Source organism: Phaeodactylibacter sp. (assembly GCF_040219495.1).
Lineage (GTDB): Bacteria > Bacteroidota > Bacteroidia > Chitinophagales > Saprospiraceae > Phaeodactylibacter.
This window is the reverse complement of record NZ_JAVJSK010000147.1, coordinates 1-11,698: the sequence shown is the minus strand read 5'-3', so window position 1 is coordinate 11,698 and position 11,698 is coordinate 1. Positions and strand designations below refer to the sequence as shown.

The window sequence follows — 11,698 nt, the reverse complement described above, 5'->3', positions numbered from 1 at the left end:
CGTTCTTTATCTTGATTCTATTGGCTAGTGAGCCCGTAGAAGATACGTGAAAAACAGACCAAAAGCAACCCAAAGAATATATGCAGTTTCTCTTCCCGGCTTTTTTGTTCGCCCTCGCCGCACTAGCGATCCCCGTGATCATCCACCTGTTCCACTTCCGGCGGTTTAAGAAAGTGTACTTTACCAATGTGCGCTTTTTGAAAGAAGTCAAGGAGGAGACGAGCGCCCGCTCCCGCCTGCGCAACCTGCTGGTACTGCTGATGCGGCTGCTGGCGGTGGCGTTTCTGGTATTCGCCTTCGCTCAGCCATTCATCCCGCAGGAAGATGCCGAGGTGCAGCAGGGCAATAAGGCGGTCAGCCTGTTTATCGACAACTCCTTCAGCATGCAGGCCCTGAGCCAGGATGTGCCTTTGGTGGAGAAAGCCAAACAGCGCGCCCGGGAGATTGTGCAAGCCTACGCGCCTACCGATGAATTCCAAATCCTGACCAACGACTTTGAGGGGCGGCATCAGCGCATGGTTTCTCAGGAAGATGCCCTGGCGCTCATTGATGAAATCGAGCCCGGTCCGGCGGTACGGCAGCTTTCGGAAGTCCTGACCCGCCAACGGCAGGCGCTTTCCACGGCGGAGGCCGATAACGAAGTGGTTTACCACATTTCCGACTTCCAGCGTAACATCACCGATATCGAAGCCGTCAGCGACACCACGCTGGAGCTCAATCTCGTGCCCCTGCAGGCTGTACAGGAAAAAAACATCAGCATAGATTCGGCCTGGTTTACCAATCCGGTGCCTATGCCCAATCAGCCTAATCCGCTTGTTGTTCGGGTGCGCAACCTCACCGAAGCAACTGCGGAAAATGTCCGCCTGTCTATCCGCTATGAAGGAGAGAATAAACCGGTAGGCACGCTGACCGTTCCCGCCGAGTCGTCCGTGGTAGATACCGTCAATATCTCCATACAGCGGACCGGCTGGCACGAAGCCCGCCTCAATATCACCGACTTCCCCATTCAGTTTGACGACAATTACCACATTGCCTTCAATGTGAAAGAGCAAATCCGGGTGCTGGCTATCAATGAACAACAGCCCAACCGCTTTCTGACGGCGGCTTTTCAGGGCATCAATAACTTCAAAATTGACAACCTGCCCAGTCAGGCGCTGGACTATTCCCAATTTGGGAACTACGACATGATTGTGCTGAACGACCTGCGGACGGTATCCTCCGGGCTGGGCTTTGAGCTCCGTCAGTATGTACAGGATGGTGGAAACCTGCTGGTTTTCCCCAGCCGTAATGCTGATATTGGCACCTACCGCACCTTCCTGACCGGCTTCCCGGCCAATGAGCTGCAGCAGTTTGAAGAGCGCCCCCGTCAGGTGGGGCAGATCAATACCGATGCCTTCATCTTCAATGATGTTTTTGAAAACCGCTCTGCCAATCTGAAGCTCCCCGCCACACAGGGCAATTTCAGCCTGAGCAATTTTGCCAACCGGGGCGAAGAGCCGCTGCTCACCTACCGCGATGGTTCGGTATTGCTGGCCCGCTATCAGAACGGGCAGGGCAATCTCTACCTCAGTGCCGCCCCGCTTTCGGATGAGTACAACGACCTGGTGCGCAACGGAGAAATCTTTGTGCCCATGCTGTTCAAGATGTCGGTATCCTCCCGTCAGGGGCAGCAGTTGTCCTACACGATTGGGCAGGATGCTACGATCGTCGCTCCCCACGATGCCACGAGCAGCGATATTGTCTACAAGTTGCAGGGCGAAGCTGAAGAGTTCATCCCCGAGCAGCGCATCATTGGGGCGAAAGTCTATCTGACCGTAGGGCAGCAGGTCGATGAAGCCGGCTACTACGATCTTTTCCTACAGCCGGAGAACCCACTGGGCACTTACGCCTTCAACTACGACCGCCGGGAGTCCGACCTCGACTACTACAGCCCGGATGAGCTGGCTGGCTATGTAGGGCCATTGGCGAACCTCATTAATATAGCCGATAACGCCGTGCTCACCGCTACGATAGAAGAGCGGAGTCAGGGCATTCCGCTATGGCGCTGGTGCCTGATTTTGGCGCTGGTGTTTTTGGGCGTGGAGGTGTTGCTGCTGCGGTTTTGGGAGGTGTAGGGGGGCTGCTGCTACGGTTTTTTCCTCTGTAAATTTGCTTGTTTTCCTTTCCCAGGCAGGAGGAATTGACAATGGCCATGGAACAAAGGCCTTAGGGGCAAAACGGTCCCCCAATGCCATTTTTCTAAATGTCCACGGGAACTGGATTTTGGTGAGTGATGGGGGCGTGGTGGGGTAAAAAGCGGTTTTTTTCGTGCAATTACATTAGCGAGCGCTGCCTGAGCAGTGATTTGGCTATAGCTACAGGCTTGATTATTAACTTAATATCTTTTCTTCCATTTGTAATTGCCGAAAATCTGCCCTGTCTTTTTTCGGGGAAAGTGTTACAAAAAAGTTTCCGGAGCCTTCTTATCTTTAGGGTGACAATAGGATAAGCGCTTATTCTTTATCTATCAAGTTTTAAACACTGAACAATGAACTTGCTTAATCTTTCCCGTGGCGCTGTTATTACAGAAGCCACACACACATTCCATCCGCCGAAGCCAATAGGCGAAGGAAGACACACATACACACACACACACACACAGCGTTCTTAAGTTTCTGCTTGCCACAACGCTTTTGTTTATGATGACCGCTTCCTACGCACAAAAAGACAATTGGATATTGTATCCGACGAGAATTGATTTTGACGCCGGGCCCGGGTATTCCCCGGCCGGGTTTTCAAACCCCAACCTCACTCAACCTTATGCGGTAGAAAACAGCGTATTCGATGATGCGGGGAACTTGCTGTTTTATATTCAGAATGAAAGAATTTATGATGCTTCCGGAACTAGTGTAGCAACTTTTTCCAGCGCAGGAGTTTATGGGCATGAAATTGGCATTGCGCCTGTGCCGGGGCAATGCAATGCGTACTGTGTTTTCTTTATTGAGGCGATGCCATTGGCGACTATCAACTTCGGGTATATTGAAGTTTTTGTTGGCCCTAATGGTGTAATTACTACGAGTGGTGTAACCCTTATCCAAAACACTTACTATGCTAGTGGAGGGTTAACCGTTTCCCCAAGGATCCCTGGAACGAACGGGCATCGTTATATCTATGTGTATGGCGGGAATTTTCCTTTAGACCGCTATATCATGACAGAGAATGGTGTAGCATTCGATCAGACCATAACCGAAATTGGCGGCGAGGACTTTGGAGAACTGGAGCTGTCTCCCTGCGGGCGCTATTTAGCCTGGTGGGGTGTAGGCGGCATCACCATTTATAATCTCGTGGCCGGCACTGTTCAGCAGAAACCCATAGATGACATTACCGGGCTGGAATTTGACCACACTTGTACCAAATTGTACTTTGGGTCCAAAAATGCAGGTATTTATAAATGGGAATTTACCACCCCGTCGTCTTCGTTGCAATTGCTCCCTCATACCCGCCCGTTTAGTAATTCTCATCTGGAGCTGGGCAAGAATAACCTTATGTACCTGGTGCGGGAAACCGGAAACGGGGGAGAACTATGGACTTTAGAAACGACAGGAGACGTTTTTAATCTAGCCTCCTCCGAGTTCGTAGTCCACTCCAATGCCAGTGTCTGGCTGAGCACCTACACCCTTCCTGATCAGATTGACGGAGAGGGCGATGATCTGTTCTGGGGCGTGGAGCCTCTGGTGGTCAATAGCTGGGGGATCAATGAATTGCCGCTGGGGAGCTCAGTGACTGACCCGGCCCTGCCTGTGTTTTACAATTGTGCCCCAATGGAATTGCTGGCAGATTACACAGGGGATGCTCCATTTGCATTTGTTGAGATTCAAAGTGTTGATGCTCAAACGGGCCTGCCCTTGCCATTTCTGTCGTATTCCAGCGCCGTAGATTTTAGTAACGGAAGTGTTGATATCCGTTGCCTGGAGGATGCAGTAAACTGTGATTTGTTTTCCAATGACCTTGGGCGTACTTTCAAAATCACCCTGGGGCTGGAAAACCGTTGTGAAAAAGAAATAGTGGAAGGCTACTTTAAAGTAGAAGGCGCTCCGGTAGCCGTATCGGATATCGGGCTTACTGTTGGAGGAAATGGGCCCAACTGCCCGGCAAGCCAGGATATAGCGAACCCCTGCGAAGCGCATACCCTTTACGGGAGCATAGATTTTACCAATGCAGTCGGCGATATTACGTTCTATCAGGTAGATATTTGGGAAGTGGACTGCAGTACAGGAAGTACCCTCACTCATTTATATCAGGGGCCGGTAGTCAGTGAGTCGAGCACAACAGGCTTTAATTTTAATTTGAACTCCTTTGATATTGACCCTAATACACAAGGTGATATCTTTTTCTTTGACAATAATTATATAAACCGTTGCATCAAAGTGAGTGTGGAAGTGGGCAATGATTGTGGTTCACTGGAAGATTTCAGTTACATTGAGTTTACAGATAATATACCTCTTCAGGGAGACCTGCAGGCGTTGCGGCTGATGCAGGATGGCCGCCATAAAGGGCAAGAGGTCAGCGTATTCCCTAACCCTTTTAACAGAGAGCTTACCCTCGCCCATGATTCTGCTCTCAAAGGGCAGGGTATATTCCGGTTAATCAATATGGCAGGGCAGACAGTATATCAGGAGGTATTACAGGCAACACCGGCGCAAACCCTGCAACTGCCGCAGCTGCCAGCCGGGATATACCTCTATACCTGGCAATCGGATGGTGAAACTGCTCAGGGCAAGCTCATCCGGGAATAATTCATTTTAATACCTTTTTAACCGGCATAGCGGAGGGGCCTTCCACTATGCCGGTTTTTCCATATTTATCATTTGTTGATTATGGTAGCAAAGATCAAAACCTTGATTGTGCTGGCTTTTTGGGCTCTAAACTTACCTGCCCAAAACCTCGTGATTAACCCTTCCTTTGAGGAATATTTGGATTGCCCGACTGGGGTGGATTTGACGGGCACACATACCGGTATGGACCTTGTAGTGGGGTGGACGACGCCTACTGTTTCTTCGGATTACTATCATGTCTGTGGAGATGAATGGGCGGGGGTGCCTACAAACATTGGCTTTGGGTTTCAGTACCCGCGAAGTGGAGATGCTTATGCAGGGTTCATCATTCAATGTGTTGGCTGTATCCCATCAACTGGAGGAGAATATATCCAAGGAATTTTGTCATCGCCATTAGAAAAGGACTCCATTTATAAAGTTGAAATGTATGTTTCTCTCAAAGAAGGTTATTATCAGGCTACTAGTGAATACGGTATTTTATTCACAGATACACTGTTAACTGTAGAAATGGACTCTTTTGATTATACCAGTAAACGCCTGGTACACCTGCCCCCCGATTTAAGCAATGATCCGGACTTCTTTATTACCGATTACGAAGCCTGGACCCCCTTAAGGTGGCTGTACAAAGCCAGGGGAGGAGAGCAGTTCTTTACGATGGGGTCCTTTGCAACCGACGAGGAAGCAAATGTGTTACTTTTAGACTCCGGATCAAGCCGACTAACCTACTATTATATCGACGACGTCCGCATAGAACACCTTTCCGCCGACATTGCCAATCTTGGGCTATCTGATACGGTACTCTGTGAGCAGCCCTTCAGTACGGAGCTGTCCGTAGCGGGCCCCTACAGCAGCTACGCCTGGAGCACGGGAGACACCACAGGCAGCATCACAGTGACAGAGCCGGGCGTGTATACGGTGGAAGCCGTTTATGAGGAATTTGTCATCCGGGACACGGCTATCGTGCAGTACCTGCCAGTTGAGGAATTTAGCCTTGGGCCGGACACCACCGCCTGTCAGTCGCAATTGCCCCTGGCACTAAGCGGCCCGCCGGGGCTGGGGCATTACAGCTGGAGTACGGGCGACAGCAGTCAGCACATCCTGGTCAGTGCCCCGGGTCTTTATGCCCTGAGCTCCTCCTATGCCTGCGGCATTGGCAGCGACACGATTGAGGTAGCCATTGATACCCTGCCGGCTTTATCGCTGGGGCCGGATACTTTGCTTTGCCAAAGTCTGCCATTGCAGTACACCCTGTCCGCCCCCGGCAGTTATGATGCCTATGCCTGGAGCACAGGTGCAGCTACCCCGCAGCTACAGGTAGATACGCCTGGGCTTTATACCCTCACGGCCAGCCACTACTGCGGTATACAAGCAGATACTATTCAAATCCTGCAGCAACCCATACTAAGCCTGGGCCTGCCAACGGACACGCTGCTTTGTCCAGGAGCCCCGTTGTTGCTCGAAGGAGCGCCTGGTTTTGAGGCTTATCAGTGGTCGCATGGCCCGGCGGAGCGCAGTACAATCGTTACCTCGCCCGGTCTTTACCGCCTTGATGCCAGTTATGCCTGTGGCCCTGTCAGTGCTACGGTAGAAGTCATGCCCTGGGAGGTCATCCCTCTGGGGCTGCCCGGGCAGGCCAGCCTTCCCCTGGGCAGCAGCATGCCCCTTCCTGCTGCACCCGGCTACGACCGCTACACCTGGTCGCCCCCCGAAGGGTTGAGCTGTTCCGATTGCCCCGCACCAGAGGTGAGCCCGGTGGTTTCCACCACTTATACCCTTCAAGCCGAAAGCCCGGCCGGCTGCCTGGTGGAGCAAACGGTAGAGGTATTTGTCACGCCCCGCCGGCGCATCTACGCGCCCACCGCCTTCAGTCCCAACGGAGATGGCCGCAATGATGTCTTTCAACTTTTTCCCGGCCCGGAAGTTATGCAAATCACCACTATGGAAGTCTATCACCGGTGGGGCGGCCTGGCCTACCGGGGCACAGCCGGCTGGGACGGCAGGACAGAGGACGGGCAGGCTGCCGAAGCCGGCCTCTACGCCTGGCGTGCCCGCGCCCTGCTGCTCGATGGTCAGGAAGTGGAGCTGAGCGGGGAGGTGCAATTGGTGCGGTAGGCTTTAGGGCCTGCAATATTTTGAAGAAAATGGTTAGGCACGCAAAAAGTAATGCCTAACAGATAGCGGAATGTTTAGCGCATAAAGTTAAAACTGCCCTCCTGATTTCCAGAAAGAACGGTAATGCATCTTTGCACGCTCTTTTCAAGGGGAGGAGGAATTTCGGAAATCAGGAGGGCTAAAAATATAGCCATGAAACACTACTTCAAACGCACCTTTACTGCTTTACTTCTACTGCTCAGTGCAAGTGTCTTGTACGGGCAGACCTACCTCAGTCTTCGGCTGGGTGGGGGATTGACGGATATAAAGGGGGGGGGGATTTTCACACAGTAGAGCCTCATTCAGATTTGTACATTGTGGAGGAGCAGTTCCTGCCACACTGGTCGGTTGGTTTGAGCGTAGAACAACAAATATATAAAGCGCTTTTTCTTTCGTGGACAAATAGTTATTACTTCAATCGGGTATTTGGAATTGACGTATTATCATTAACTGAATTTCCTATTAGATTTCATCGCTTTGATAGCTGGCGTACAGACTTTGCTATTAAGCGATCATTTGTAGATGCATTTCTTATAGGTGCCGGGCTTGGTCTGAATTATATTCACAACCCTAGGATAAGCGTAGATGGGGAAGATTATTCGGAAGTCAGGAATTTTGAGGGCAACGCTCCTGATCATCGTTATTTCGAGTACACCTCACACTTGTCGCTCGCCTACTGGTACAAAAGGTATATGGTAGAGCTTTCCTACATTCATGGCCTGGGGCTTAGGAACAGAGACCGGGAAATGCTCCGCCCGATCAATGAGCTTAATCTTACGCTGATCCTTCAGTTCAAGGCGCCGTGGTCTGGTAAAGGGCGCAGGGGGATGGAGCTTCGGTTTTGAAAATATAGTCATGAAGCCTTACTTCGAACGTACCTTCACTGCCTACCTTACTCCTACTACTTAGCATCGCTGCCCTGCACAGGCAGACCTACTTCAGGGGGATGCCCCTTGCTTGTTCGGCTAAATCATTTATCCTAAATACCAAACTGGCCTTCTGCCTACGGAAGGTCAGTTAGGCAGATGGAAGGACCGGCATCTACTTTATAAATGCTCGAAAGTTTTCTCGGTTAATCAGGAACCCTTCGGCATCATAAGCTTTAGTGAAAGTACTTGAGATTTTAGCGCGCTTATTTGGGTTCCATTTAAATTCGTAGGCTTTCAAATTCAGCCCTCTTTGCTCAACGTAATCAATTTCCTGCTGCTGGTTTGTTCTCCAAAAAAAAGATTTTGCAAGGGTGAATTGATATTTATTCATTTTTATTCGCTCTGAGATAAGAAAGTTCTCCCAAAGTTGTCCGACATCTGATCTTAATGCCAGGTGGTCCATGGCACCAATTACAGCATTCCGAATACCATTATCATAAAAATAGATTTTCCTTCCTTTTTTGATTTCATTTCTAACGTTTCGGTTAAAACTTGGTAGCCTGAATACGACATATCCTTGTTCCAATATCGTTATGTACTTCTCGATGGTGTTCCGGTCCACCCCCACTAACTGGCTCAACTCATTGTAACTGACTTCACTTCCGATTTGTAAAGCCAATGCCTGAATCAGCTTATCCAATACCTGAGGTTTTCTTATTCCAGCGTAAGACAAAACATCTTTGTATAAATAACTGCTAACCAGATTTCCCAAAATTTCCGGCTCTTCATTAGGATTGTTGATTACATCTGGGTACATGCCGTATACTAATCTTCTTTCTAATTGCTGGTCGGCTTCAATAAACCCTACATGATGCTCAAACTCCTCCCAGCTTATTGGAAATAGTTCGTATTCCCATTTCCTCCCGGTAAGTGGTTCATTGAGCTCATTGAATAGTGAAAAGGAAGAGGAGCCGCTAATCCATAATTGAACATCCTTTAGCTGATCAATTATTATTTTCATTGTTAGGCCTATATTGTTGATCCGCTGTGCTTCATCAATAAATACGACCTTGTGATCGCCTATAAAGGCACGTATTTGATCCGTATTTGGGGTGTCTAATAATGTTCTGATACGTGGGTCGTCACCATCAAAAAATTGATATCGCTCGCCCCTGAGCAATTTTTTGATCAATGTTGTTTTGCCAACCTGCCGGGGCCCAATTATCATAATCGCCTTTCCTCTACCGGCTTTTCCGCTTATTCGTTCTGCAAGTATTCGTTCAATCATACTGCAAACATAGTGAAATATGAATATAATCTTAAAAAAGTATATTTTTTTATGATTTAGAACTTATGGAACGATTGTATAGGGGGAATCTTTGGCGTCTAATACTGAAACCGGCATGGACGAGGAAAATGCAGGAATCTAGGGGGCAACGCTCCTGATCATCGTTTTTTCGAGTACACCTCACACCTGTCGCTTGCTTACTGGTACAAAAGGTATAGGGTAGAGCTGTCCTACATTCATGGCCTGGGGCTAAGGAATAGAGAGCGGGAAATGCTCCACCCGATCAATGAGCTCAACCTCACGCTGATCCTTCAGTTCAAGGCTCCGTGGTCTGGTAAGGGGCGCAGGGGGATGGAGCTGCGGTTTTGAAAGTAATTGGTTTTGAAGGCTTATTCTTCGTGGTAACTCAGGCGACGATTATGGAATCGTGGCCTGAGCATGAGATATAAGGTTGCCTGTCAGGTCGCCCCCGTATAGCTATCGGGGCTAAAGTCGCCGCCTGACTGGAAGCAAAACAAAAGGTATATGGTAGGGCTTTTGGTTTCGGTTATGCTTTTTTTTACAATGTATGCTTGTCTTTTTAACTGCATTGTTGTAATTTAGGAGCATCATTGCATCTCTAAAACCAATAACGCGTATGAACCATTCAACAAACGGTAGTGTGACCTTATACACACACACACATTCCATCCGCCGAAGCCAGGAGGCGGAGGAGGACACCCATTGCGCCCCTTCTGATACTCCTCAGCATAATCATGCTAGGCTGGAGTTGTGAGAAAGAGGCACTGCCTACACCCGCAATGGCAGAAACAGAGGCTTCACCGGAACCCAGTATTGTATTCCGGTCTGAGAAAGACTCAGTGTCCACTATTCTGGGCGCACAGCGCAACAACCCCTACACCGTACCGAATATGACGCAGGCTTGGAACAATCTTTTCGGGCAGCACAAAACCTACGCCGCTTTGCCGGCCACCCACCACTATGTAAAGTTTGACCCACAAAGCCTTGAGGAATACAAGGCACTTGCAGAAAGCGGGATTACTTATGTTGATTTTCCGCTGGGCTACGAGGTGGTGCAATTGGGCGATTATTACCCACAGGAAGGCCTTGGGCCAGAGGGGATTCCGGATTTTTATGGCGTTCTGGAAGCCGGAGAGCCGGTGCCGGCTGTAACGCATCAGGTGTTGGAAGACCTGGTTCTCCCACCCTACGAAACGCCATTGACCGCTCGTGCCTTTGAAGAGGTTGGCAGCCTTTCTGCCTATTTTGAGGGGTTGGGCGGCACAGGTGTCAGCGCCATACCGGACCCCTGCGGACAGGAATGCCCGAATTATCCCAACTGTTTTTACTTCCCGCAGCACTTTGGCTGTTCTGGCCCGCCGACTTACAACGGGGACTGCACGCCAGACAGCCCGGACTGGCCGGATTGCCTGGTCATATACGACGATGAGGAAGAGGAGCTCAACGATTGCGGCTGCCCGGTGCCGGGCGATGAGCGGATGCCTGCGGGCTGTATACAGGTGCAAGACGTGCAGCGCAACGGCCTCTTTCCGGTAGAAGCAGTGCGGGTGACTTGGTGGAATGGCTGGTTTACTTTCAAGACGGCCGAAACTGATGCACAGGGCTGCTGGCAGATCAAAGATCACCGGGAGCATGGCAAAGCCTATATGTGGGTCAGCTTCATGAACGACCGGGCGCGGCTGCGGGGCTTTGTGGGGAATACAGCCCAGGTTTGGCGACTGCTGACGACTGTAACCGATTACGGCGGGCAGCTCGGCGGCGGCTCTTACAACAATATTGAAACCGAATACAATAGCTGGAACAATCAGGGCGGGCGGGACCACCGCAACTGGTCGGCAGCCACCGTCATAAATGCCCTGCACCATTTCCATACCGAAGCCCAAAATGACGGCATCAACCCGCCGCCGATGGGGCTGGATATTTACCTGACGGCTAACCGGACAGATGGCATCGCTTTGATGGCTTCACAAATACCGCCACAGTTTATAGAGCAATGGACCCTTCAGGGGTTATTTGGCTTGACCCTACTTCCGGAAGTCATAGATAACCTGGGGCTGTTTGGTTTGGTTCCGGATGTAGCGATCGGCTGCAACTTTCAGAACTCTGACCGGCAATGGGCCATCACACAGCACGAGATTGCTCACACCTCTCATTTCACCAATGTCGGCGCCGTATTCTGGGGGCAATTGGGCCTGGCTACCTTCAATGCCCAGCTTGCAACGGGCGACCCGTGGGGAGACGAAAATGTCGCTGGTGCCGGTCGCATCGCCATCTGCGAAAGCTGGGCGGAGCATTTGGAGCATGTGTATACGGATAGGGCGTATACTGGATTTCCTGCTAGTATCGGGGAGCCTTGGTTAGACAGATTGGATGGATGGAGGAACCACCGTCCCAATCATGTGCCCATTGGGCTGCATTTAGATTTACTCGACAATGCAGAGCCAGCGATTTCAGATGATAGATTTGGAGGAGGCAGTGGCGCAGTAATTGATAATGTAACGGGCCTGACAAACGGGCAGCTATTTTCCGTTCTAGATGCAGCCACTGATGATCCT

The 11,698-nt window shown here is 50.3% G+C and carries 7 protein-coding genes; 6 read left to right on the top strand and 1 reads right to left on the bottom strand.

The window, feature by feature from the left end:
* The first annotated feature begins 80 nt into the window (after window positions 1–80).
* From RIC19_RS23740 to RIC19_RS23720, 5 genes are all read left to right on the top strand, one after another.
* On the top strand, window positions 81–2,114 hold the full coding sequence (locus tag RIC19_RS23740; protein ID WP_350180878.1) for a BatA domain-containing protein: 2,034 nt from the start codon (window positions 81–83) through the stop codon (window positions 2,112–2,114).
* 564 nt (window positions 2,115–2,678) lie between these two features.
* Window positions 2,679–4,775 carry a T9SS type A sorting domain-containing protein gene (locus RIC19_RS23735; RefSeq protein WP_350180877.1) on the top strand — a complete coding sequence of 699 codons (2,097 nt, stop codon included), beginning with the start codon at window positions 2,679–2,681 and terminating at the stop codon, window positions 4,773–4,775.
* A 108-nt stretch (window positions 4,776–4,883) separates the two neighbouring features.
* Complete coding sequence (locus RIC19_RS23730) at window positions 4,884–6,926, top strand: T9SS type B sorting domain-containing protein (protein ID WP_350180876.1); 2,043 nt, start codon at window positions 4,884–4,886, stop codon at window positions 6,924–6,926.
* A 192-nt stretch (window positions 6,927–7,118) separates the two neighbouring features.
* Window positions 7,119–7,259: a hypothetical protein gene (locus RIC19_RS23725; protein ID WP_350180875.1), complete on the top strand. Its 141-nt coding sequence runs from the start codon at window positions 7,119–7,121 to the stop codon at window positions 7,257–7,259.
* Between the two features lie 23 nt (window positions 7,260–7,282).
* Window positions 7,283–7,810 (top strand): hypothetical protein, encoded by a 528-nt coding sequence (locus tag RIC19_RS23720; RefSeq protein WP_350180874.1) that lies wholly within the window; start codon window positions 7,283–7,285, stop codon window positions 7,808–7,810.
* 196 nt (window positions 7,811–8,006) lie between these two features.
* On the opposite strand, the gene RIC19_RS23715 is transcribed toward RIC19_RS23720, so the two are convergent.
* Window positions 8,007–9,122 (bottom strand): ATP-binding protein, encoded by a 1,116-nt coding sequence (locus tag RIC19_RS23715; RefSeq protein WP_350180873.1) that lies wholly within the window; start codon window positions 9,120–9,122, stop codon window positions 8,007–8,009.
* Window positions 9,123–9,877: 755 nt separating this feature from the next.
* On the opposite strand from RIC19_RS23715, the gene RIC19_RS23710 reads away from it, so the two are divergent.
* Window positions 9,878–11,698 (top strand): hypothetical protein (locus RIC19_RS23710; RefSeq protein WP_350180872.1); only part of this gene is annotated, 1,821 nt, incomplete at its 3' end.

Coding starts and splice junctions, on each gene's coding strand:
- RIC19_RS23715 (WP_350180873.1), bottom strand. CDS start 9,122: ATGATTGAACGAATACTTGCAGAACGAATAAGCGGAAAAGCCGGTAGA.
- RIC19_RS23725 (WP_350180875.1), top strand. CDS start 7,119: ATGAAACACTACTTCAAACGCACCTTTACTGCTTTACTTCTACTGCTC.
- RIC19_RS23735 (WP_350180877.1), top strand. CDS start 2,679: ATGATGACCGCTTCCTACGCACAAAAAGACAATTGGATATTGTATCCG.
- RIC19_RS23740 (WP_350180878.1), top strand. CDS start 81: ATGCAGTTTCTCTTCCCGGCTTTTTTGTTCGCCCTCGCCGCACTAGCG.